Genomic DNA, 25,063 nt, shown 5'->3' with positions numbered 1-25,063 from the left:
TCGGATCCTCACCGTTCGTCATCGTGGGGGCCGTCGGAGGCGGCGGCTTCGTCGGGGCCGTCGAAGGCCGCTTCGTCGAGGCCACCGGCGGCGGCTTCGAGTTCGCTCAGCACCTGCTCCTCGACCAGGTCCGCCAGGGCGGCCACGGTGCGGGAGACCAGGACGTCGCGGGGGGTGAGCGTGACGCCGAAGGCATCGTTGGCGCGGGAGGCGATCAGCAGGGCCCGCATCGAGTCGCCGCCCAGCTGGAAGAAGTCGTCGGTGACGCCCACGGCCGTCCGCAGGGTCTCGGTCCAGATCTCCGCGACGGCCTCCTCGGTGGGCGTGCGGGGGGCGACCCGTTCGGCGGGCTCCTCCTCGGCCGGTTCGGGGGCGGGCAGCGCGGCGCGGTCGGTCTTGCCGCTCTCGGTGAGCGGGAAGCGGTCGAGGACGGCGAAGGCCGAGGGGACCATGTGTCCGGGCAGCGAGCGGGCGGCCAGCGCGCGCAGTTCGGCGCCGGTCGGCGGTTCGGTGCCGGGGGCGGCCAGCAGGTGGGCGACCAGGCGGGGCAGCCCGGGTTCGTCCTCCCGCACGCTCACCACGGCGTCCAGCACGGCGGGGTGGCGGGCCAGGACGGCCTCGACCTCGCCCGCCTCGATCCGGTGGCCGCGCAGTTTGAGCTGGTGGTCGGTGCGGCCCAGGTAGTGCAGTTCGCCCCGGCGGTCGCGGCGCACCAGGTCGCCGGTGCGGTACATCCGGGTGCCGGGCGGGCCGTACGGGTCGGCGGTGAAGCGGGCGGCGGTCAGTCCGGGGCGGCCGAGGTAGCCGCGGGCCAGGGCCGGTCCGCTCAGCCACAGTTCGCCGGGGACGCCCTCGGGCACCGGGCGCAGCCGGACGTCGAGCACGTAGGCGCCGGTGCCGGGCCGGGGGCGGCCGATCGGCGGCGCGGCGCCGTCGGGGGCCAGCGGGGCGGACCAGGTGGCGACGACGGTGGCCTCGGTGGGGCCGTAGGAGTTGACCATGCGGTGGTGCGGGGCCCAGCGGGCGACGAGGTCGGGGCCGCACGCCTCGGCGCCGACCACCAGGGTCCTGAGCGCGGGCAGGGTGCCGGGGGTGTCGGCGGGCAGGGTGGCGAGGGCGGCCGGCGGGAGCAGGGTGTGGGTGATCCGCTCCGCCCGCAGGACCTCGGCCAGCGGGGCGCCGAGCAGCGGTCCGGGGGCGGGCACCACCAGTCGGGCGCCGTGCGGCAGGGACATGCACAGTTCCAGGACGGAGGCGTCGAAGCTGGGGGTGGCGAAGGCCAGCACCCGGTCCCCCGGCGCCACCCGGTAGTGGTCGGCCTCGGCGGCGGCGAAGGCCGCGAGCCCGCGGTGGGTGAGCACCACGCCCTTCGGGGTGCCGGTGGAGCCGGAGGTGTAGATGACGTAGGCGGGGTCGTCCAGGTCGAGCGGGCGGGTCCGGTCGCGGTCGGTGGGGCGGTGGCCGGGGGCGCCGTCCGGTGGGGCGGCCAGCAGCGCGGCGGTCTCCTTGGCGTCCAGGGTCAGCGCGGGCGCGGCGTCACGCAGCATCAGCTCGATCCGCGCCTCGGGGTAGTGGGGGTCGACGGGCAGGAACGCGGCGCCGGTCTTCGCCACCGCGAGCTGGGCGAGCACCATGTCCGCCGAGCGCGGCAGCAGGAGGGCGACGACCTCGCCCGGCCCCGCGCCGCGTGCGATGAGCCGATGGGCCAGCCGGTTGGCGTGCGCCTCCACCTCGGCGAAGGACAGCTCCAGGCCGGGGGCGCTCAGCGCGGGGGCCTGCGACCACCGGTCCACGGCGGCCTCGACCAGGGCGGGCAGGGCCTCCGGAGGCACCGGGCCGAGCGCCGGGCGCGCGGGCGGGCGCAGCAGCCGCTCGTACTCCGCGGGCGGCAGCGGGTCGAGGTCGTCCAGGCGGGTGGTGCCGTCCGAGCCGGCCAGCGCGGTCAGGGTGTGCAGCAGGTGGGCGGCGAGCTGTTCGGCGGTGGCCCGGTCGACGTACCGGGGGTCGTGGCCGAGTTCGACGGCGAGCCGCTCGCCGGGCGAGACCACCACGGTGAGCGGGTAGTTGGTGGCCTCCCTGGCGTCCAGTTCGCGGATCAGCAGGCCGTGCGCGCCGGCCGTGGCGTCGCCGACCGGGTAGTTCTCGAAGACCACCAGGCTGTCGAAGAGCGCCGTGCCGGGCGGCAGTGCGCTCAGCCCGTGCATCCCGGCGAGCGGCAGGTGGTCGAAGCGGCGGTCCTCGGCCCGGTCCTCCTGGAGTGCGCGCAGCCAGGCCGCGCAGGGCTGGGCGCCGTCGACGGTGACGCGGGCGGGCAGGGTGGTGATGAACAGGCCGACGATGTCGTCGGAGCCGGCCAGGTCGGTGGGCCGCCCGGAGACGGTGGTGCCGAAGCAGACCCGCCGCTCCCCGCTCCAGCGCGACAGCAGCAGCGCCCAGGCGCCCTGCACCAGGGTGTTGAGGGTGAGGCGGTGGCGGCGGGCGAACTCCTGGAGCCGGTCGGTCGCGGCCTCGTCCAGCCGGTGCGAGAGCCAGGAGTCGGAGCGGGCGGTGGCGCCGGGGGCGGGCCTGCGGTCGTAGGGCATCGCGGTGGGCGTGGCGAGGTCGGCCAGGACGCCGCGCCAGTGCGCCTCGGCGGGGGCGGTGTCGCGGGCGGCGAGCCAGCCGACGTAGTCCGCGAAGGGCCGGCGCTCGGGCAGGCCGGGCTGTTCGCCGCGGGCGAGCGCGGCGTGGGCGGCCAGGACGTCGGACAGGACGTGGAAGACGCTCCAGCCGTCCAGCAGCACGTGGTGGAACGTCCACACCACCCGTACCGCGTCCGGCCCGAGCCGGATCAGGTCGAGGCGCAGCAGCGGGGCCCGGTCCAGGGCGAGCGGGCGGGCCCGCCGTTCGGCGAGCAGCCGTTCCAGCCGGGCTTCGCGCTCGGCCTCGGCCAGGTCGCTCCAGTCGTGGTCGGTGACCGGCAGCGGCGCCTGCCGGTGGACCACCTGGAGGGGTACGGGCACGTCGTGCAGGGCGACGGCGGTGCGCAGCACGGGGGTGCGGTCGATGACGTGCTGCCAGGCGGCGGCGAGCAGCCGGGGGTCGCGGGCGCCGTCCAGGACGAAGGTGATCCGCTCGACGTACAGGCCGTGTTCCGCCTCGTCGAGGCCGTGCACCACCATGCCGGTCTGGGTGGGGGTGAGCGGCTGGATGTCCGTGACGTCCCGTCCGGTGCCGGCCAGCCGGTCGACGGCGGCCTGGTCGAGGGGGGCGAGCGGGAAGTCGGAGGGGGTGCGGCCGCCCGCGCCGGGTTCGGCGCAGTGGCGGACGATCTCCCGCAGTTCGTCGAGCAGTTCGGCGGCCAGCCGGGCGATCGTCTCGCGGTGGTGCACCTCGCGGGAGTAGGACCAGGTGAAGTCCAGCCGGCCCTCGCTCACCCGCCCGAGCACGTCCAGCAGGTGCGGCCGCCGGGCCGTCCGGTCCATGCCGCCGGCGAGCGGGCCGTACGGGGAGTGCAGCAGGCCGCCGGGGGTGGCGGTCCAGTCCTGCCGGCCCAGGTAGTTGAAGGCGAGTTGCGGCGGCTCCGGCAGCCGGGGGTCGGGGGCGGGCGTGAGGTGGCGCAGCGCGCCGTGGCCGAGGCCGCCGTGCGGGACGGCGCGCAGGTTCTCCTTGACGGCCTTGAGGACGGTGCCGGTGTCGGCGCCCCGGGGGACGTCGAGGGCGACGGGGTGCAGGGCGGTGAACCAGCCGACGGTGCGGCTCAGGTCGACGTCGTCGAACAGTTCCTCACGGCCGTGGCCCTCCAGGGCGACGGCCACCCGGTCCCGTCCGGTCCAGCGGGCCAGGACCCGGCCCAGGGCGCAGAGCAGGACGTCGTTGACGCGGGTGCGGTAGGTCTCGGGGACGTCCTGGAGCAGCCGCCGGGTGGACTCGGCGTCCAGGCCGAGGGTCAGCGACTCCTCGACGGCGGCGGTGTTGGCGCCGTCGCGGTCGGTCGGCAGGGCGGTCGCGGCCTCGCGGCCCTGGTCCAGCCAGTGGGCGTGTTCCCCGTCGAAGCCGCCGGCCGCGGTGTGGGCGGCGAGCCGTTCCGCCCAGGCCCGGAAGGAGGTGCTCTTGGGGCCCAGGTCGGGCCGCTCTCCGGCGCGCAGGGCGCGGTGGGCGCCTTCGAGGTCCTCCAGGATGATCCGCCAGGACACCGCGTCCACCACCAGGTGGTGCGCGGCCAGCAGCAGGACGGGGTGGGCTTCGCCCTCGACGCGGCAGAGCGCGGCCCGCAGCAGCGGCCCGTCGGCCAGGTCGAAGCCCTCGGCCAGCTCGCGCGCCACCTCCTCCAACCGCGGTGCGGCGGCGGGCAGGTCGTACGTCCGCAGGTCGGGCGCCTCGCCGGGCGGGGTGCCGTACTGGCGCCACCGGCCGTCGGCGAGGGGCCGGAAGCGCAGCCGCAGCGCGTCGTGCCGGTCCAGGACGGCGGCCAGTGCGGCGCGCAGCAGGGCCGGGTCGGTGTCGGGGGCGAGGCGGAAGGAGACGGACTGGGTGAAGCGGGCGGGGTCTCCGTCGAGGGTGTCCAGCAGCCAGTGCTGGACGGGGGTGAGCGGGGCCTCGCCGACCACGGCGCCCTGTTCGGCGAGGACGGCCGGGCGGGGTGACTCCTGGGCGGCGAGGGCGAGTTCGGCCAGCGTCTGGTGGGCGAACAGGTGCCGGGGGGTGAGCGCGAGCCCGGCCCGGCGGGCCGCCGAGACGATCCGGATGCCGAGGATCGAGTCGCCGCCGAGCGCGAAGTAGTTGTCGTCCGCGCCGACTTCGGGCACGCCGAGGACCTCGCGCCAGATCGCGGCAAGGGTGCGTTCCGCCTCGGTACGGGGCCGGCGGGCAACGGTGGTGGCCTGGGTGGTCCAGGACGGTTCGGGCAGGGCGCGCCGGTCGAGTTTGCCGGTGGCGCCGAGCGGCAGCCGCTCCAGCGGCACCACCAGCGCGGGCACCAGGTGGTCGGGGAGCGTGCGGCCGAGGAAGTCGCGCCACTCGGCGGCCTCCGGCAGCCCGCCCGCGCGGGGCACCGCGTAGCCGACCAGGCGCCGGTGGCCGTCGTGGTCCACCACCCGGGCGGCGGCGGCCGCCACCTGCGGGTGGCGGGCCAATGCGGCCTCGACCTCGCCGAGTTCGATCCGGAAGCCGCGCACCTTGACCTGGTCGTCGGCGCGGCCGAGGTAGACGAGGTCGCCGTCGGCCGTCCAGCGCACCCGGTCGCCGGTGCGGTACATCCGGCGCCCGGCCGGGCCGAAGGGGTCGGGCAGGAAGCGGGCGGCGGTCAGCCCGGGGCGGCGCAGGTAGCCACGTGCCACGCCGGTGCCGGCCAGGTACAGCTCCCCCGGCGCGCCGACGGGCACCGGGCGCAGCCGCTCGTCCAGGACGTAGGCGCGGGCGCCGCCGACGGGGCGGCCGATCGGCGGGTCCCGGTCGGGGTCGGCGGGGTCGGCGGGCTCGGCGGGCTCGCAGGTGAAGGCGGTGGCGTAGACGGTGGCCTCGGTGGGGCCGTAGATGTTCATCACCCGGCAGCCGGGAACGGCCTCCCGCACCTGGCGCACGGTGCGGGCGGGCAGCCCCTCACCGGCCAGGACGACGGTGTCCGCGTCGACTCGCACGGCGCCGTCGGCGAGCAGTCCGCCGAGGGCGGAGGGGACGGCGCTGAGCAGTCCGGCCCGCCACGGCCCGGGGCGTTCGGCCAGGGCCAGCAGGTCCCGGACGAGTTCGACGAGGCCGCCGGACAGCAGGGGCGCGAAGAGCTCGAACACCGACACGTCGAAGTTGAGCGAGGTGGCGGCCACCACGTGGGCGAGGCCCCGGCCGGTGAACTCCTCGGCGGCCCAGTCGGTCAGCGCGAGCACCGAGGCGTGGGCGACCACGACGCCCTTGGGGCGGCCGGTGGAGCCGGAGGTGTGGATGACGTAGGCGGGGTGCTCGGGCAGCAGGGCGCCGGATCGTTCCCGCTCGGCCACGCCGTCGCTGCGGGCGGCCGCGAGCCGGGCGGCGCAGGCCGGGTCGTCGAGCAGGATCCGGGCGTACGGGCCCTGCGGCAGCCGCCCTGCCGTCCCGGTGTCGGTGACCACGGCGTCCGGCCGCACGTCGTCGAACAGGAACGCGATCCGCTCGGCCGGGTACCCCGGGTCCACCGGCAGGTAGCCGGCGCCGCTCTTGAGCACCGCCAGCAGGGCCACGACCAGGTCGGCGGTGCGGGGCAGCGCGAGCGCGACGAAGCGCTCGGGGCCGGCGCCCGACTCGATCAGCAGCCGGGCCAGCCGGTTGGAGCGCTCGTCGAGCTCCCGGTAGGTCAGCTGGACGTCGCCGGAGCGGACGGCCGGGGCGTCGGGCGTGCGGGCGGCCTGCCGGGCGAAGGCCTCGGGCAGGGTGCGCCGTGGGGCGTCGAGCGCCGCGCCGCCGAACCGTTCGACGAGTTCGCGCGCCCCGGCCGGGTCCAGCAGCGGCAGCTCGGCCGCCGCCCGGTCGAGGCCGCCCGCCAGCCCCGCGAGCAGGGTGCGCAGGCTCGCCCCGAGGCCTTCGACGGTCGCGGGGTCGAAGGCGGCCGGGTCGTAGTCGAGGTCGACCTCGATGGCCTCGCCGGGGGCCACCACCACGCTGAGCGGGTAGTTGGTGGGCTCCAGGACGCGTTCGGTCTCCACGCCCAGGCCGTGCCTGGTCAGCGACCGCGCGTCGAACGGGTAGTTCTCGAAGACCACGATGCTGTCGAACAGGCCCGTCCCGCCCGGAAGTTCGCTCCATCCCTGGAGCTGCGCGAGGGAGACGGCGTCGTACCGGCGGGCCTCCGACTGGGCGTCCTGGAGCTCCCGCAGCCACTCCCGCAGCGGGCGCCGGGCGTCGATCCGCACCCGGGTGGGCAGGGCGTTGATGAACAGCCCCACCATCGAGGTGACGCCCGGGAGTTCGGCGGGCCGGCCGGAGACGATCGTGCCGAACAGCACGTCCTCGCCGCCGCCGTAGCGGGAGAGCAGCAGCGCCCAGGCGCCCTGCAGCACGGTGTTGACGGTCAGCCCGGCCTGCCGGGCGGTGTCGCGCAGCCGCTCCGACAGCTCGCCGCCGAGGGTCACCCGCACCTTCGCCGAGGAGGAGTCGTTGTGGGCCCCGGCGGGGCGGCGGTCCCGGGGCAGTTCGGTGGGGGCGGGGAATCCGGCCAGGGCCGTGCGCCAGTACCGTTCGGCCCGCGCCTGGTCCTGTTCGGACAGCCAGCGCAGGTACGCGCCGAAGGGTGCGCGCTCGGCCGGCTCGGGGCGGCGCCCGGCGGTCAGGGCGGCGTAGCGCTCGCACACCTCGTCGAAGACCTGGGCCGCGCTCCACCCGTCCAGCAGGACGTGGTGGAACGTCCACACCATCCGCACCCGGGTGGGCGACAGCCGGACCAGGGACAGCCGCATCAGCGGCGCGGCGCCCAGGTCCAGGCCCGCCTCGCGGTCCTCGGCGAGCAGCCGGGCGGTGTCCCGCTCGATCCGCTCGGCGGGCCGGCCCGTCCAGTCGTGGTGGGCGACCGGCACGGCGGCCCGCCGCTGGACGACCTGCACCGGCTCGGCGGTGTCCTGCCAGCTGAGCCGGGTGCGCAGCGCCGGGTTGGCGTCCACGGTCTGCTGCCAGGCCTCGGCCAGGGCGTGCGGGTCGGTGACGCCGGTCAGCACGAGCTGGACCTGGTTGACGTAGGTGCCGCCGTCCGGGTCCAGCAGGCTGTGGAAGAGCATGCCCGCCTGCATCGGCGTCAGCGGGTACACGTCCTCGACGGAGCGGCCGTCCCCGGCGATCCGGTCCACCGCCGCCTGGTCGAGGCGGGCGAGCGGGAAGTCGGCGGGGGTGCGGCCGCCGGCGCCGGGCTCGGCGCAGTGGGCGACGATCTCCTCCAGCGCGCGCAGCATGGCGTCCGCGAGGGCGGTGACGGTCGGTTCGCGGTGCAGTCCGCTGCTGTAGTACCAGCCGATCTCCAGCCTGCCGTCCTCCACGCGGGCGATCACGTCCAGCAGGTACGGGCGCTCGGTGCCGGGCGCCTCCGCGCCGCCGAGGCCGCCGAGGACGGCGCGGACCAGGGCGGCGGCGTCGTCCGACCAGTCGAACCGGCCCAGGTAGTTGAAGCTGATGCCGGGCTCCGGGGCGGCGGCGAACCGCTCGTCCCGGGCGAGGTGGCGCAGCGCGCCGTACCCGAGGCCGCGGTCGGGCACAGCCCGCAGCTGTTCCTTGACGGACTTCAGCGCGGTGCCCCAGTCGCCGTCGGAAACGTCCGGGACGTCGAGGGCGACGGGGAAGAGCGAGGTGAACCAGCCGACCGTGCGGGAGAGGTCGACGCCGTCGAACAGCCGGTCCTCGCGGCCGTGGCCCTCCAGGCCGATCGCGACGGTGCGCCGCCCGGTCCACTCGGCGAGCACCCGGCCCAGGGCGGTGAGCAGCACGTCGTCGATCCTGGTGCGGTAGACCCCGGGGACCTGGCGCAGCAGGGCGTCGGTGCGCTCGCGGTCCAGCCGGACGGTCACCGCGCGCAGGTCGGCGGCGGTGTTGCCGCCGTCGCCGTCCACCGGCAGGGGGGCCGCGCTGTGCCGGGCGACCTGCGCCCAGTGGGCGCGCTGGTCCGCGAAGCCTCCGGCCGCGGTGTGCACGCTCAGCCGGCGGGTCCACTCCCGCAGGGAGCTGGTGCGGGCGGGCAGGCGCAGCGGCCGGCCCTCCACGGCCTGCCGGTAGGCGGTCTCCAGGTCCTCCAGCAGCACCCGCCAGGAGACGCCGTCGACCACCAGGTGGTGGACGTCCAGCAGCAGCCGGGCGGGGCGGGTGGCGTCGGCCGGCAGCAGGCGGGCGGTGAGCAGCGGGCCGGTGTCCAGCCGGAACGCGGCCTGGGCCTGCTCCTCGGTGCCCGGCTCGCGGACCTCCAGCAGCTCGGGGGCGGGGGCGTCGGCGGGGGCGCAGTACTGCCGCCAGGTGCCGTCCGGCCCGGTGCTGAAGGTGGTGCGCAGGGCGTCGTGGTGGGTCCACAGGGCGGTCAGGGCGCGGCGCAGGGCCCGCGGGTCGACCTCGCCCGGCGACTCCACCACCAGGGACTGGTTGAAGTACCCGGCGTACGGCGGGTGCGGGTCGAGGAACCAGTGCTGGACGGGCGTCAGGGCGACCTCGCCCTCGACCGGTTCGGTGCCCGCGATGGTGGTGGCGGTGCCGGCGTTGGCGGCCAGCGCGGCGACGGTGGGGTTCCGGAACAGGTCACGGGGGGAGAGTGCGAGGCCCGCGGCCCGGGCGCGGGAGACGACCTGGATGCTGAGGATCGAGTCGCCGCCGAGCAGGAAGAAGTCGTCGTCGACGCCGACCTCGGCCACCCCGAGCAGCTCCGCCCAGATCGCGGCGAGGGTGCGTTCGGCGTCGGTGCCCGGGGCGCGGTGGGCGCGGTCGCCGGCCGCCGCCGGGTCGGGTGCGGGCAGGCGTCGGCGGTCCACCTTGCCGTTGGCCGTCAGCGGCAGTGCGGGCAGGGCGACGAAGGCGGCGGGCACCATGTAGTCGGGCAGTTCGGCCGCCAGGTGGGCGCGCAGTTCGGCGGCGGAGGGCGGTTCGGCTCCCCCGGCGGGCACCAGGTGGGCGACCAGCCGCCTGCGGCCCGCGTCCTCGCGCAGCGAGACGACGGCCTCGGCGACGGCCGGGTGGGCGGTGAGCCGGGCCTCGATCTCGGCGGGTTCGAGGCGGAAGCCGCGGAGCTTGATCTGGTCGTCCGCCCGGCCCACGAAGTGCAGTTCGCCGTCCTCGCTCCACCGGACGGTGTCGCCGGTGCGGTACATCCGGGCCCCGGGCGGGCCGTAGGGATCGGCGAGGTAGCGGGCGGCGGTCGCGCCGGGCCGGCCCGCGTAGCCCCGGGCCACCCCGGCGCCAGCGATGTACAACTCCCCCGTGATGCCCGGGGGTTGCGGCTGGAGCGCGCCGTCCAGCACATACGCCCGGGTGTCGTCCAGGGGGCGCCCGATCGGCAGGGTGGCGGGCAGCGGGTCGCCGGCGCGGAAGGCCCGGCGGGTGGCGAAGGTGGTGGTCTCGGTGGGGCCGTAGCCGTCGACCACGGTGAGGTCGGGGCAGGCCTCCAGGACGCGCCGCACGACCGCGCCCGGCACCGCCTCGCCGCCGGTCCACACCTCCCGGGCGCCGCGCAGGCAGCCCGGGTCCTCCTGGGCGAGCAGCCGGAACAGGCCGGCGGTCAGCCACAGGCAGCGCACGCCCCGCTCGGTGACGGCGTGGCGGACGGCGGCGGCGTCCAGGTCCCCGGGCGGGGCCAGCACGGCGGTGCCGCCGCGCAGCAGCGGCACCCACAGCTCGTAGGTGGAGGCGTCGAAGGCGTGCGGGGAGTGCACCAGGACCCGGTCGTGGCCGGCGAAGGCCCGGTCCAGCGCGAGGGCGGCGACGTCGCGCTGGCGCACGGCGACGCCCTTGGGGGTGCCGGTGGAGCCCGAGGTGAACATCAGGTACTGGACGTTGTCGGGGTGGACCTCGGGGGTGGCGGTGGGCGCGGGCTCGTCAGGGCCCGGATCGCTCAGGTTCAACACCCGGTCGGCGGGCAGCAGTTCGCGCGCCGACTCCTCCCATTCGGCGTCGGTGAGCAGCAGCTCGGCGCCGGCCTCGGCCAGCATCCGGCGCAGCCGTTCGCGCGGCGCCCGGCCGTCCAGCGGCACGTGGACCCCGCCGGTGCGGACCAGGGCCAGCTGGGCGACGACCAGGGCGACGGAACGATTCATCAGCACGCCGACCGGACGCTCGGGCCGGACCCCGAGCGCGGCCAGCCGCCCGGCCAACGCGGCGGCGCGGGCGTCGAGTTCGCGGTAGTCGAGGCGCTCGCCGCCGGCCTCCAGGGCGACGGCCCCGGGGGTGCGGCGCACCTGCTCGGCGAAGAGCTCGGCGACGGTGCGCCCGGGCCGGCCGACGGCGGTGTCGTTCCAGTCGACGAGGATCCGCCGGCGCTCCTCGGCGGTCAGCAGCGGCAGGCGCGCGGGCGGGCGCCCCGCCCCCTCGGGCATGGCCGTGAGCGCGGCGGTGAGCTGCCCGGCCAGCCGCCGGACGGTGCGGGCGTCGAACAGCCGCGGGTCGTAGCAGAGCCGCAGGGCCAGCTCCGGGCCGGGCTGGGCGAGCAGGGCGAGCGGGTAGTTGGTGGTCTCGATCCCGTCCAGGTCGCGCAGCCGCAGGCCGTGGGCGGCGGCCGCGTCGGCGTCGACCGGGTAGTTCTCGAAGACCACGATGCTGTCGAACAGGGCGGTGCGCTCGGGCAGTTCGGTGGCGGCCCGCAGCCTGGGGAGCGGGAGGTGGCCGTGGCGGCGGTCCTCGCTCTGCTCGCGTTGCAGCGCGCGCAGCCAGTCGAGCAGGGTGCCGTCGGCGGGCACCGTCGTGCGGGTGGGCAGGGTGGTGATGAACAGGCCGGTCATGGTCTCGACCCCGGGCAGCTCGGGCGGCCGCCCGGAGGAGGTGGCACCGAACACCACCTCATCGCGGCCCGCCTGACGGGCCAGCAGGATCGCCCACGCACCCTGGACCAGGGTGTTCAGGGTGAGCCCGGAGGTGCGGGCGAGCTCCTCCAGGGCCCGGGTCGCGGCGGCGGGCAGCGTGAAGGGCACGGCCCGGGTGGACTCCGCGCGGTGGCTCTGGCGCGGCTCGCGGTCGTAGGGCAGCGGCGTGGCCTCGGACAGTCCGGCCAGGCGGCCCCGCCAGTGCCGCTCCGCCTCGGCCGGGTCGCGCTCGCCCAGCCAGGCGACGTAGTCGCGGTAGGGGCGGCGCTCCGGCACGGTGCCGTACGGGACGTCTCCGTACGGGGCGTCGCCGTCCTCGGCATCGCCGTCCTGGACATCGCCGTTCAGCCCGGAACTGGCCAGAGCGGCGTGCGCGGCGAAGACGTCCGACAGCACCTGGAAGAGGCTCCAGCCGTCCAGGACCAGGTGGTGGAAGGACCACAGCACCCGCACCCGGTCGTCGGAGAGCCGGATCAGCAGCAGGCGCTGGAGCGGGGCCCGGCCCAGGTCGAGGCCGCGGGCCCGGTCGCGGTCCAGCAGCTCGGCGAGCCGGTCCCGCCGCTCGGGCTCGGGCACCTCGCGCCAGTCCAGGTGGGTGACCGGCACGGCGGCCCGGCGCCGCACCACCAGCAGCGGCTCGGGCACGTCCTGCCAGCGGACGTCGGCGCGCAGCACCGCGGTGCGGTCGGTCACCCACTGCCAGGCGGCGGCCAGCCGCCCGGGGTCGGGCACGCCGTCCAGGACGAAGTCCAGCTGCTGGAAGTAGGCGCCGCTGTCCTCCTCGGCGAGGCCGTGGAAGAGCATGCCGGACTGGGTCGGCGTGAGCGGGAGGACGTCCTCCACCGCGGCCGGGTCGTCGCCGGTGATCCGGTCCACGGCGGCCTGGTCGAGCCGGGCCAGCGGGAAGTCGGACGGGGTGCGCCCGGCGGCGCCCGGGCGCACCGCGTGGCGCGCGAGGTCGGCCAGCTCCTCGGCGAACCGCCGGGCCAGCGCCTCGACGGTGTCGCGCCGGTGCACCGTCTCGGCGTAGAACCAGGTGAACTCCAGTGACTCGCCGTTGAGTTGGCCGACCACCTCCAGGGCGTGCGGGCGCTCGGCGCGCGGGTCGGCGTCCAGTTCCAGGCTGCGGAAGGTGCCCCGGTAGAGGCCGTCCGGGTCGTCCGGGAGGGCCATCCTGCCGAGGTAGTTGAAGCTGATCCGCGCGGCCGGGGCGGCGGGCGCCGTCCCGGGGCGGCCGAGGTGGCGCAGGGCGTCGAAGCCGAGGCCGCGCCGGGGGACGGCGCGCAGCTGCTCCTTGACCAGCTTGAGCACGCCGTCCCAGTCGCCCTGGGCGGGGACCTCCAGCGCGACGGGGTGCCGGGTGGTGAACCAGCCGACCGTACGGCTCAGGTCGAGGTCGGCGAAGAGCTCCTCCCGCCCGTGCCCCTCGACGTCCACCACGACCCGCCGCTGCCCGCTCGCCGCGCACAGGGCCCGGCCGAGGGCGCTCAGCAGCACGTCGTTGGCCTGGGTGCGGTAGGTGTCGGGCAGGGTGCGCAGCAGGGCGGCGGTGTCGGCGGGGCCGAGCCGGACGGTCACGGCGCGGGCCGAGGCGTAGCCGTCGGCGCCCGCGAGGTCGGCCGGGAACGGCTCGGCGGCGGGCCCCTCGGCCTCGGCCCGATCGGGGAGAGCCCGCGCCCAGTACTCCGCCTCGTCCTCGAAGCCGCCCCCGGCCGCGTACGCACCGAGGCGCTGGGCCCACTGCCGCAGCGGCGAGGACTTCGCCGGCAGCGCGCCCGCCCCGTCCCGGCCCTCGCGGCGGGCGCGGTAGGCGGTGTCGAGGTCCTCCAGCAGCACCCGCCAGGAGACCCCGTCGACCACCAGGTGGTGGACGGCCAGGTGCAGCACCGGCGGCAGTTCCCCGCCGCGCTGGTGCAGCACCGCGCGCAGCAGCGGCCCGGCGCTCAGGTCGAAGGGGCCGAAGTGGGGGGTGTCGTCCTCGGGGCCGGTGTGCCGGGCCAGGCGGAGGCGGGGCGTCCGGTCCTCGATCCGCCACCGCACCCCGGCGGCCCCGTCGCCGCCGGCGCCGCCGTCCCCGCCCTCGGCGAAGGCCGAGCGCAGGGCGTCGTGGTGGGCGATCAGGTCGTTGAGGGCGTCCTCCAGCGCCGCCGGGTCCACGTCGCCGGGCAGCAGCAGCGAGAGCGCCTGGTTGAAGTGGCCGGCGCGGCCGGCGGCCCGGTCGAACCACCAGCGCTGGATCGGCGTCAGCACGCCGGATCCGGTGGCGGGCACCCGGGCGGGCGCGGCGGGCCGTTCGGCGTCGTCCGCGCACCGGGCCAGCGCGGCGACCGTCTGGTGCCGGTAGAGGTCCCGGGAGGTCACCGGCAGGCCCGCCTGCCGGGACCGGGCCACCACCTGGATGCCGAGGATGGAGTCCCCGCCCAGGTCGAAGAAGTTGTCGTCCGCGCCGACCCGTTCCAGCCGCAGGACCTCCGCCCAGATGGCGGCCAGCTCCCGTTCGGTGGGGGTGCGGGGGTCGACGTGGCGGACGGCCCGCACGGCCGGCCCCGGGTCGGGGAGCCGGCTCCGGTCGAGTTTGCCGTTGGGGTTGAGCGGCAGGGCGGGCAGCGGCACGACGACCGAGGGGACGAGGTAGTCGGGCAGGGACAGCCCGAGCGCGCGGCGCACGGCCTCGGGCTCCACCCGGGCGTCCGGGGCGGGCACCACGTAGCCGACCAGACGCCGGCCGCCGTCGCCCTCGATGACGGCGGCGGCCGCCTCCGCGACGCCCTCGCAGCGCCGCAGCGCCTCCTCCACCTCGCCGAGTTCGATCCGGAAGCCGCGGACCTTGACCTGCTGGTCGATCCGCCCGAGGTACTCCAGCTCCCCGTCGGCGTTCCACCGCACCAGGTCCCCGGTGCGGTACATCCGCTCCCCCGGCACGCCGTACGGGTCGGCCACGAACCGGGCCGAGGTCAGCCCGGGGCGGCCGAGGTAGCCGCGTGCCAGGCCGCCGCCCCCGAGGTACAACTCACCGACCACGCCCGGGGGTTGCGGGCGCAGCGCGTAGTCGAGGACGTAGGCCCTGGTGAGTGCCAGCGGTCGGCCGATCGGCGGCGCCTGCTCCGGCGCCCGGCCGTCGGCGTGCCAGGCGGTGGCGTACACGGTGGCCTCGGTGGGGCCGTAGATGTTGGCGATGGCACTGCCGGGCAGGGCCTGCCGGAGGTCGCGCACCGCCTGGGCGGAGAGGGCCTCGCCGGCCAGCACGACGGTGTCCGGGGCGACCGGGACGGTGCCGCCGGCGATCAGCCGGGAGATCACCGAGGGCACGCCGCTGAGCAGCCCGACGCGTCGCGGGGCCGACTCCTCGGCGGGGGCCGGGAGTTCGGCGAGCGCGGGGAGGTCGGCGACCAGCTCGACGCTTCCGCCCGCCAGCAGCGGGCAGAGCAGTTCGAAGACCGACACGTCGAAGTTGAGCGAGGTGGCGGCGAGCACGTGGTCCAGCCCGTCGGGCCCGAAGCGCTCCGCCGCCCACCGGGCGAGGGCGACGACGCTGCGGTGGGTGACCACGACGCCCTTGGGCCGGCCGGTCGATCCGGAGGTGTAGATGACGTAGGCGGGGTGCTCCGGCAGCAGCGGGCCGAGCCGGTCGGCGTCGGTCGGATCGCTGTCGGGCAGGTGGGCACCGCAGTCCTCCAGCAACAGCACCGGGCACCCCTCGGGCAGGGCGGCGGCGGTCTCCCGGGTGGCGAGGACCAGCGCGGGCTCGGCGTCGGCCAGCATGAAGCGGATCCGCTCGGCCGGGTACCCCGGGTCCACCGGCAGGTACGCCGCGCCCGACTTCAGCACCGCCCACAGCGCCGCGGGCAGTTCGGCGGTGCGCGGCAGGCAGAGCGCGACCAGCCGCTCGGGGCCCGCGCCGCGTGCGATCAGCAGCCGGGCCAGCCGGTTGGCGCTCCGGTTCAGCTCCGCGTAGTCCAGCCGGTCCGGGCCGCAGAGCACGGCGGTCCGCTCGGGGCCGGCGGCCGCCCGCGCCTCGAACAGCACGGGCAGCACGGTGTCCGGGAGGTCCCGTCCGTCGTCGGCGGGCGGGTTCCAGGAGTCGAGCAGGGTGCGCTGCTCCTCGGCGGAGAGCATCGGCAGTTCGGCGAGGGTGCGCTGCGGTCCGTCCGCCATGCCGACCAGCAGGCGGTGCAGGTGACGCGCCATCCGGGCGACCGTCCGCGCGTCGAACAGGTCGGTGTTGTACTCCACCGTCAGCGCGCAGCCGCCGGTGTCCTCCGGGGTGAACTCCAGCACCAGGTCGAAGCGGGCGGCCGGGCGCGGCAGCGGGTGGTCCTCGAAGCGCAGCCCTCCGGCGGGCGGCGGTGTGGTGGGGGTCTGCTGGACGACCAGGACCTGGACCAGCGGGGTCCGGCTCGGGTCCCGGGGCGGGGCGAGTTCCTCGACCACCCGGTCGAAGGGCACCCCCGCGTGGGCGAAGGCGTCCAGCAGGGTGGTGCGCACGCCCTCCACGAACCGGTCGACGGTGGCCCGTTCGTCCACCTCGCCGCGCAGCACGACGGTGTTGACGAAGAAGCCGGTCACCTCCTCCAGCTCCCGGCGGTCGCGTCCGTTCGTCACGGTGCCGAAGGCCACGTCCCGCTGGCCGGAGTAGCGCGAGAACAGCAGCGCGGACGCCCCGGCGAACAGGGTGAACGCGGTGGTGCCGCGGCCCGCCGCGAGGTGCCGCAGCCGGACCACCAGCTCCGCCGGGAGGTGGTGGCGGTGGGCGGCGCCGTTCACGGTGCGCTGGGCGGGGCGGGGCCGGTCGGTGGGCAGTTGCAGGGGTTGCAGGTCCGCCAGGCAGCGCTTCCAGTACGCGAGGTCGCGGGCGTCCCCGGCGTCCGGCCGTCGCTGTTCCCAGTGCGCGAAGTCGGGGTACTGCAGGGCGGGGGCGGGCAGCCCGTGCGGTTCGCCGGAGGCCTCCGCCCGGTAGAGCGCGGACAGTTCGCGGGTGAGGACGCCCACCGACCAGCCGTCGGTGACGATGTGGTGCTGTCCGAGCAGCAGCAGGTGCTCCTCGGCGGTGAGCCGGATCAGCAGCGCCCGGGTGAGCGGGCCGTCCGTCAGGTCGTAGCGGCGGCCCAGCTCCTCGGTGAGCAGCCGCTCGGCCGTCTCGGCGCGCTCGCCGGCGGGCAGTTCGCCGAGGTCCGCGGTGCGCAGCGGCAGGACGGGCTCCTCGGCGACGCGCTGCACGAGGTGCCCGTCGACGCTGGTGACGGTGGTGCGCAGCGAGTCGTGGCGGGCGGCGAGCCGGCGCAGGGCCCGGCGCAGGGCCTCGGGGTCGAGCGGTCCGTGCAGCCGCAGGGCGACGCCGGTGTTGTACTCGGTGCCGCCGGCGCTGAGGTCGTCGAGGAACCACAGCCGCCGTTGGGCGCTGGACAGCGGCAGCGGCCCGGTGCGCGGGGCGAGCGGGATCGGCTCCGGTGGGGCGGCGGTCTGCCGTTCGCCGAGCAGCGGGGCGAGGGCGGCGACGGTGCGCGCGGTGAAGACGTCCCGGAGGGTGAGCCGTGCGCCCAGGCGCTCGGCGACCCGGGCCAGGGTGCGGGCGGCGAGGATCGAGTCGCCGCCCAGGTCGAAGAAGTCGTCGGTCGCCCCGACGGCGTCGACGCCGAGCACCTCGGCCCAGACGGCGGCCAGGGTGCGTTCGTCCTCGGTGCGCGGTTCGAGGTGTCCGGCCGTGGTGGCCGGGTGCGCGGGTGCGGGCAGTGCCCTCTGGTCGATCTTGTGCTGCGGGGTGAGCGGCAGCGCGGCCAGGACGACGACGGCGGCGGGCACCAGGTGGGCCGGCAGGGCGGCGGCCAGGGCCGTGCGCAGCTCCGCGGGGTCCGGGGCGTCGTCCGGTTCGGCGGGCGTGACGTAGCCGACCAGGCGCTCCCGGCCGGGTTCGTCCTCCCGGACCACGACGACGGCCTGGTCGACGGCGGGGTGCGCCAGCAGCGCGGCCTCGATCTCCCCCGGCTCGATGCGGAAGCCGCGGAGCTTCACCTGCCGGTCGAGCCGACCGAGGAACTCCAGCTCCCCGTCGGCGGTCCACCGGGCGCGGTCGCCGGTGCGGTAGAGCCGGGAGCCGGGCGGGCCGAAGGGGTCGGCGACGAAGCGCGCGGCGGTCAGGCCGGGGCGGCCGAGGTAGCCGCGGGCCACGCCCTCCCCGCCGACGTACAACTCGCCGTCGGTGCCCGGCGGCTGGGGTCGCATGGCCGCGTCCAGCACGTACGCCCGGGTGTGCGGCAGCGCGCCGCCGATGGTGGGCGTGCCGGTGCCGGCGGTGAGCGGCCCGGTCCAGGTGGCGACGATGGTGGCCTCGGTCGGGCCGTAGGAGTTGATCATGCGTCGGCCGGGCGCCCAGCGGTCGACCAGTGCGGCGGGGCAGGCCTCGGCCCCGACGATCAGGGTGCGCAGGTGGCGGCCCGCGCCGGCGGGCACGGTGGCCAGCGCCGCGGGTGGGATGAGGGCGTGGGTGATCCGGTGCTCGTCGAGCACGGCGGCGAGTTCCTCGCCCAGCCACGGACCGTTCGGGGGGATCACCAGCGTGGCGCCGGCCAGGACGGAGCTGAGAAGTTCGAGGACGGAGGCGTCGAAGCTGGGCGAGGAGAACTGGAGCACCCGGTCGCCGGGGCGTACGGCGTAGTGCTCGGCGGCGGCCTCGGCGAACCCGGCGATCCCCCGGTGGGTGACGACCACGCCCTTGGGCGTGCCGGTGGAGCCCGAGGTGTAGATCACGTACGCGGGGTGGTCGGTGCCGGTCGGGCGGGGCGGGTCTTCGGCATCGGCGGCGCCGGCCTCCGACTCCAGTGCCGCGCGGACCGCGGCCGGGTCGTCCAGGACCACCGCGGGGGCGGCGTCGGCGAGCATCAGCGCCCGCCGCTCGGCCGGGTAGCCCGGGTCCACGGGCAGGAAGGCGGCGCCGGTCCGTACGACGGCCAGCTCCGCCGCGACCAGCTCCATCGAGCGCGGCAGGACCAGCGCCACCGTCCGGTCCGGCCCGGCGCCCCGGTGGCCGAGGTCGCGGGCCAGGCGCTCGACCCGGTCGGCGAGTTCCCGGTAGGTCCAGGTGCGCCGACCGTCGGTCAGCGCGGGCGCGTCCGGCGTGTCGGCCGCCCGGGCGGCGAACAGCGCGTCGAGCGTCCGGTGCGCCGGGGCCGCGTCGTTCCCCGGTGCGCCGGGGGCGTCGCCGGCCTGCGGCGGAACGGGCGTACGCACGGGCTGGGCAGGCCAGTCGGCCATGGCGGGAGGTCCTTCCGGACGGGAGGGGGCGACGCGCGCACCGGGGGCGGGCGGGAGCTCCGTGGGGACGGGTGTGGCGGCGGTGGCCGCGGTACGGGCCGGCGGGGTGAGCCGCTCGGGCGGGGCCTGCGGGGTGGGCCGCGTCGGCGGGGCCTGCGGTGGGCCGCTCAGGCGGGGTCGGCGCGGCGGGCCGTGCGCCCGGACACCTGCACCCGGTCGATCACGCCGGTGGCGGGATCCCGGTGGAAGCGCCCGCCTGGCTCGGGGCGGCCGGTGTCCGGGGCGACCAGGTCGTACGAGAGGTCGGCGGAACAGCGCAGCGGGATCGGGAGGTCGCCGTCCACGGAGAGCGTGGGCGATCCGTCCCGGCCCGGCTCGATCCGGTAGCGGATCCCGCCGTTGACGTAGGTGCCCGTGCACCCGGGCAGGTCGACGTGCTCGCCCGAGCCGAACGGCGCGATCGCGGCGGGCACCCGTACGTCGGCCAGCTCGGCCAGCTCGGCGGCGAGCTCGTGCCAGAGCGCGGTGGCGGTGCCGGAGTTGCCGGTGAAGGCGACGACCACGCCGCTGTCCGGTTCGGCCCTCAGGTGGCAGGAGGTGCCCATGGCGTTGCCGTCGTGGCCGCACCAGAGCCGGTCGTCCTGCCGGTAGAGGGCCGCGCCCGGCCCCCAGCCGTCCGCGAGCGCCCCGGGCCGGGCGCCGGGCTGCGGGCGGCGCAGCTCCTCGGCGACGGCGGCGGGCAGGGCCTTGTGCCGGCCGGTCAGGGCGCTGCCGAGCGCGGCGAGGTCCAGGGCGCTGGCCAGCAGGGCTCCGGCCGGCGCCTCCAGCGGCGCCAGGTTCTGCCGGACGGGCCGGGCGAGGCCGGTGGCGGCGTTGAGCGCGTGGCCGACGGCGACCGGGCGGGCGGGTGCGGCCGGGTCGAGGAACTGGGGCACGGTGCCGAGCGGTTCGAGCAGCAGGGTGCGCACGGCCTCGTGCCACGGCATGCCGGTCACGGCCTCCACCAGGCGTCCGGCGGCGACGTAGCCGGCGTTGGAGTAGGAGAAGTCGGCCCCGGGTGGGAACAGTTCCTCCCCGGCGGCGCACACGGCGGACAGGTAGCGGGCCGGGGTGGTGCGGGCGGCCGCGTCGGAGTCCGGCCCGGTGGGCAGTCCCCCGGTGTGGCTGAGCAGCTGGCGAATCGTTACTTCTGGCATTCCCCGCAGCTCGGGAAGGTGGTCGGCGATCGGGTCGTCGGGGTCGAGGTCGCCGTCGTCGGCGAGGAGCAGCACCAGGGCGGCCGTGTAGGGCTTGGTGAGCGACCCCACCGGGACGGCGGTCTCCCCGGTGAACGGGGTGCCGGTGGCGGCGTCGGCCACACCGGTGTGCAGCGCGAGGACCTCTGACCCGGTGTCCAGGACCAGCTGGGCGCCGGGTACCCGGTGGGTGTGCGCGAGGGTGTCGAGCCGGTGCTGTAGTTCGCGGCGTAAGAGGTACGGCGCGCGCTCGCGAACCGGCGCGGAGGTGCGGTACGGCATGGACGGAAGCTCCCGTTGACTGGTTCTCGGGTACGGACCCGGCTGGGCGTCCGCGGATTAATTTCTGATTAGCGGGGAGCGCCCTGCGCATTTTCCCGTCATCTGCGCTCCTTGCCTCAGGACTCGCGGGAACGACGGGAATGCGCGGAAGCCCTGCCGGCGACCGTCGGCGGAGCATGAACGGGAATCACCCGGCGCCTTGCCGGCACGGCGTCGAACCCGCCCGCGCGCAGTCGTTCCGGACCGCTTCGGCGCTCCCCGAGCGGACGGTGCGAATGCGACCGGAATTCCGAGCCGCACGAGGGAACGGCGAACAGTCGAATGCCTTCACCCCGCCGGCTGGCCCGGACGGGATTCCCGGACGTTCCGTCCGGTCACCGCTACGGCCCTGACCTGCGTGATCGCCGCACTCGGCATACCCATCCCCCTTGCGATCCCTCTCCCCGCGACCGCCGTACGGAAGCCTCCGCACCGGCCGCGAGAGCCGCGCAATCCTCGTCGGCCCGAACACTCGGATCGACGAACGCGGAACAGTCTTCACGGCCGGTCACCCGCTCGCAACCCCTTGAGATTGAACGGAAAGCGACTCTCATCAGAATCTGATCCGCAAAATCCCTGGTGCGACTCCCGGCCGCACCCGGAACGCCTGCTGGCGGATGTGAATTCTTTGGCCGAAACCATCGCTTCCGGATGCGGACGGCCCGTCACCAGGTTTTCGCAGGAATGGCCGAGTGATTCCGCTGACACCTGGGGCGGCTGTTCCGGAATGCGACCGGAAGGACCGGAAGCGGCGCGGATGAATACGACGGGGGCCCGGTGCGGATGTGACGTGGAGTGCGCGGAGGGCCTCCGGTGTCCGGAGCGGCCGGACATGCCGGTGGGGCCGCGGTACGCCGCGGCCCCACCGGGTGGTTCGGCTCGGATCGGTCGGATCCAGTTGGATCGGTTGGATCGGTCGGATCGGTCGGATCAGGAGGCGGTGAAGGCGGTCAGGCCGTTGGGGGTCCCGAGGCCGGTCGGGCCGTCGTAGCCGGGGCCCGCGGTGCAGAGGTAGGACGGCGAGCAGGTGCCGTTGGCGCCGCTGGTGACGTCGTTGAGCGCGCCGGTGTGCGCGTACGGGTACCGGGCCGGGTAGTCGCTCGCGCCCGGGGTGCCCGCGTCGGCGTAGACGCCCGCGATGATCGGCGAGGAGGCGCTGGTGCCGCCGTAGACGGCCCAGCCGCTGCCGCCGTAGGTCTGGTAGACCGCGACGCCGGTGGCCGGGTCGGCGACCGCCGACACGTCCGCGACGGTGCGGGCGGAGCAGCCGCTGTCGGTCTGCCAGCTCGGCTTGGGGTCGTAGGAGGAGCAGCCGGAGCCGGCCCCGTTGCCGCCGAAGCTGGAGCCCCAGACGCTCTCGCTCCAGCCGCGGGAGCTGGAGTCAGGGGTGAGCGAGGTGCCGCCGACCGCGGTGACGTACTGGGAGGCGGCCGGGTACTCGGTGCCGTAGCCGGAGTCGCCCGAGGAGACGGTGATGGCGACGCCGGGGTGGTTGAAGTACTGGCTGTCCGAGGTGGTGTCGGTGGCGTCCTCGGGGCCGCCGTAGCTGTTGGAGACGAACTTCGCGCCCTGGGCGACGGCCTGGTTGACCGCGGCGCCGAGGTCGGACATGTTCGCCGAGCTGGCCTCGACCAGCAGGATGTGGGCGTTCGGGGCGACGGCGGAGACCATGTCGACGTCGAGCGATATCTCGCCCGCCCAACCGGTGTCGGGGGTCGGGTAGTTGGAGCCGCCGTTCTGGTCGATCTTCTGGAAGCAGCCGTTGGCGGTGGTGCACGCCGGCAGGCCGTACTGCGCCCGGTAGGTGGCCAGGTCGGACTCCGCGTTGGGGTCGTCCTGGGCGTCGACGATGGCGATGGTCTGCCCGGCGCCGCCGTTGGCCGGCAGGCCGTACGCGCTCTGCAGGTCGCCCGGCCCGTAGCCGGAGGGCGTCGCGTCCGCGGACACGGCGCCGAGCGAGAAGGCGTGCGGCTGGACGGCGTCGGTGCGCACCAAGGCCAGGCAGGCCATCTGGTGGGGCTGGGTCGGCCGGGCACAGACGTGCCTGGTGCCGGCCCGATGGGCGTCGGCCTGGCTGGTGCCGGTCGCGGCGGTGGCGCCGGCGGGCGCCGCCACGGCGAGCCCGGCGGCGACCACGGCACCGACCGCGAGGGACGCGGTCGTGGCGCGGAGTCCGCCGCGCCGCAGGGCCGAGCGGATGAGGCTGTGCAACTTGCGCCTCCCTGATGGGGGTTGTCGCCCCGGGCACACGGCGCGCCGAAGTCCTGCTTCCGGCCGGCGCACCGGCCCGGGGGTGGGGGAAGTCGCGCCCGTGCAGACGGCGCCCGGAAGGTCCGGCGGGTACGGGGCGTCGATCGCTCAGGGATGACGGCGGTCCGGCCGGGAGCTGGAATGATCCGGGCATGCCAAGGAGGTGGTGCTGCGCCTGCTGGACGTCAGCGCCAGAAAGGTAGCGAAGCACCAACGGGCCGACAAGCTCGCGGTGAACCCCATGACCGAGGCTTGACCGGGCGGACTCCCGCCACTGGCGCCCTCGCGCCGCCGCACCGACCCACCGTCACCTTGCCGCGCCCCGGAGCATCCGGGGTTCGTACCGCGGGCGGCCGCACCGGTTCGATCGCGCCTCGGCCCCGTCACTCGACGGCATGGAGGCTCCGCGCCCGACGGCCCGCCACCGGAACGGCCCCGCGACGGGTGAGGACGAGCACCAGGCCGAGCTGGACCAGCGCCCCCACCGCCTGGCCCAGCCAGACGCCGGTCACCCCGAGCACCCCCGACAGGACTGCCGAGGCGGCGAGTTGGGCGCCGAGGCCGAGGAGGGCGGACAGGACGAGCGCCCGGCCGGCGCCCGTCGCCTGGTGGACGCCGCCGAGGACGACCACCAGGGCGTAAGGGGGGAGGTAGAGGGCCGCCGCGCGCAGGAAGCCGACGGACTGGACGGCCACGGACCGGTCGTCGGTGAAGAGGGCGGTGAGCGGACCGGAGAGGGCCACCGACATCAGGGCCGCCGCGGCGCCGAGCAGGACGGCCAGACGGACGGCGGCTCGGCGGAGGTCGCGCAGCGCGGCGGTCGCGCCGCCGCCGGCGAGGCGGGCGGCACGGATGGCGGCGGCCTGGCGCAGCGCGTAGAAGGCCATGGTGGCGACGAGGAGGAGCCGGTAGCCGATTCCGTACCCGGCCACCGCCCCGACGCCGAAGCCTGCGACCAGGGCGAGTTGGGCCGTGCCGACGGCCATCCGGGCCGTGAAGTCCAGCCCGAAGGGTGCACCGGCACGCAGGATGCGAAGGGCCGCCGGGCCCACGCCCCGTACTCCGCCCCCGGCTCGCGGCTGCGGCCTGGGCTCTGACCGCGGGCGCGAGCGCAGGCGCAGGGTGACGGCGAAGGCGATCGCCCGGGAGAGCGCCAGGGCGAGGGCCGCACCCGGCACGCCGAGGGCCGGCACCGGGCCGGCGCCGAGGACGAGCAGGGGATCGAGCACCAGCAGCAGTGCGTTGCCGAGCAGCGCGATCCGCATCGGGGTGCGGGTGTCGCCCGCGCCCTTGAAGAGTTCGTCGGCGACGCGTTGGGCGAAGAACAGCGCGAACGCCGGGAAGGCGACGGCGAAGTACTCCCCGGCCCGGGTCGCGGCCTCGCCGTCGAGGAAGGCGGCCGCGATCCTGTCGCGCAGCAGGAAGCCGGGAACGGCGAGGGCCGAGGCACCGACGGCGCACAGGCGCCAGGCGGCGCGGGTGGTCCGGGCGGCGTCGTCGTGGTCACCGGCGCCGAGGGCGCGGGAGAGCCGCACGCTGGTGCCGGAGGAGACCACCAGGACGAGTCCCAGCAGCAGGTTCTCGACGGTGCCGGCCAGGGTGACGGCGGCGACGGCGGCCCCGCCGAGGCCGGCCACCCAGAAGGTGCCGATCACCGAGGCGATCACGCCCGACAGCAGTTCCACGTAGATCGGTCCGGCCGATGCGGCCAGGCGGGGCAGGTGCCCGCGCATGGTTCCCCCCTGTTCCTCGTTCCTGTTCGGCTCGTTCGGCCTTGTTCGGCCGATGCGGCCCGGCGCTTGCCTCGAATAGAGATACCTCGGTTCGATGTATCTCGACAAGAGGTAGCATGGCCGCGTCATGGGATGCACGCCGATGAAAGGGCTTCGATCGTGCTGACGCTCGCGATCCTCGGGTTCCTCTACGACCAGCCGTTGCACGGCTACGAGCTCAAGTCCCGGATCACCGGCCTGACCGGTCACGTCCGGCCGGTGAGCGACGGTGCGCTCTACCCCGCGATCACCCGGCTGGAGAAGTCCGGGCTGCTGGAGCGCCGCAGCGAGCCGGGCAGCGGGGCGGCGCCGCGCCAGACGCTGGAGCTGACCGAACAGGGCCGGGCGGAGCTGCTGCGGCGACTGGCCGACCCCGAACAGGGCGAGATCACCGACCAGATGCGCTTCTTCGCGCTCGCCGCCTTCCTGCACCACCTGGCCGACCCGTCCCGGCAGGCCGCCGTGCTCCGCCGCCGGCTGGCCTTCCTGGAGGCGCCGAGCAGCTTCTTCCACGACGGGGACGGCTCACCGGTCACCGCCGAGCGGGAGCCGAACCCGTTCCGGCGCGGAATGCTGCTCGTCGCCCGGGCCTCCACCACGGCCGAGCGGGCCTGGCTGGCCGAGACCGTCGCAGGCCTGGAACGCCAGGGCGCGTAGGGCGCGGCGCGGCCCCTGCCGAACGGCAGGTCGCGGGGCGGAAACCCTGCGGTTCCGGACCAGGTCACACCAGGCCCGTGCGTCGCTATGATGACCT

General features: G+C 76.2%; 5 protein-coding genes. 1 reads left to right on the top strand and 4 read right to left on the bottom strand.

The features are described 5' to 3' along the window. Positions 1 to 8 precede the first annotated feature (8 nt). The 4 genes from RZ50_RS21220 to RZ50_RS21205 form a co-directional block, all read right to left on the bottom strand. Entirely contained in the window at positions 9 to 18,731 is an 18,723-nt protein-coding gene (locus RZ50_RS21220) for a non-ribosomal peptide synthetase (protein ID WP_217680692.1), read from the bottom strand. Between the two features lie 167 nt (positions 18,732 to 18,898). Then, complete coding sequence (locus tag RZ50_RS21215; protein WP_196950376.1) at positions 18,899 to 20,248, bottom strand: serine hydrolase; 1,350 nt, start codon at positions 20,246 to 20,248, stop codon at positions 18,899 to 18,901. Between the two features lie 969 nt (positions 20,249 to 21,217). Continuing rightward, the gene (locus RZ50_RS21210) at positions 21,218 to 22,498 is read right to left on the bottom strand and encodes a S53 family peptidase (RefSeq protein WP_254802896.1); all 1,281 of its coding nucleotides are present in this window, start codon (positions 22,496 to 22,498) and stop codon (positions 21,218 to 21,220) included. Positions 22,499 to 22,920: 422 nt separating this feature from the next. Beyond that, on the bottom strand, positions 22,921 to 24,270 hold the full coding sequence (locus tag RZ50_RS21205; protein WP_217680690.1) for an MATE family efflux transporter: 1,350 nt from the start codon (positions 24,268 to 24,270) through the stop codon (positions 22,921 to 22,923). 159 nt (positions 24,271 to 24,429) lie between these two features. Here RZ50_RS21205 and RZ50_RS21200 point away from each other — a divergent pair, with 159 nt between their 5' ends. Beyond that, on the top strand, positions 24,430 to 24,966 hold the full coding sequence (locus RZ50_RS21200) for a PadR family transcriptional regulator (RefSeq protein WP_196949309.1): 537 nt from the start codon (positions 24,430 to 24,432) through the stop codon (positions 24,964 to 24,966). Positions 24,967 to 25,063 lie beyond the last annotated feature (97 nt).

The sequence above is a fragment of the Kitasatospora sp. SUK 42 genome, from assembly GCF_015776785.2.
Lineage (GTDB): Bacteria > Actinomycetota > Actinomycetes > Streptomycetales > Streptomycetaceae > Kitasatospora.
Note: the sequence above shows the minus strand (reverse complement) of the source record. Positions and strands in the feature narration are given on the sequence as shown.

Excerpts from the sequence above, each read along its gene's own strand:
- RZ50_RS21220 (WP_217680692.1), bottom strand. The coding sequence starts at position 18,731 with ATGGCCGACTGGCCTGCCCAGCCCGTGCGTACGCCCGTTCCGCCGCAG.
- RZ50_RS21215 (WP_196950376.1), bottom strand. The coding sequence starts at position 20,248 with ATGCCGTACCGCACCTCCGCGCCGGTTCGCGAGCGCGCGCCGTACCTC.
- RZ50_RS21205 (WP_217680690.1), bottom strand. The coding sequence starts at position 24,270 with ATGCGCGGGCACCTGCCCCGCCTGGCCGCATCGGCCGGACCGATCTAC.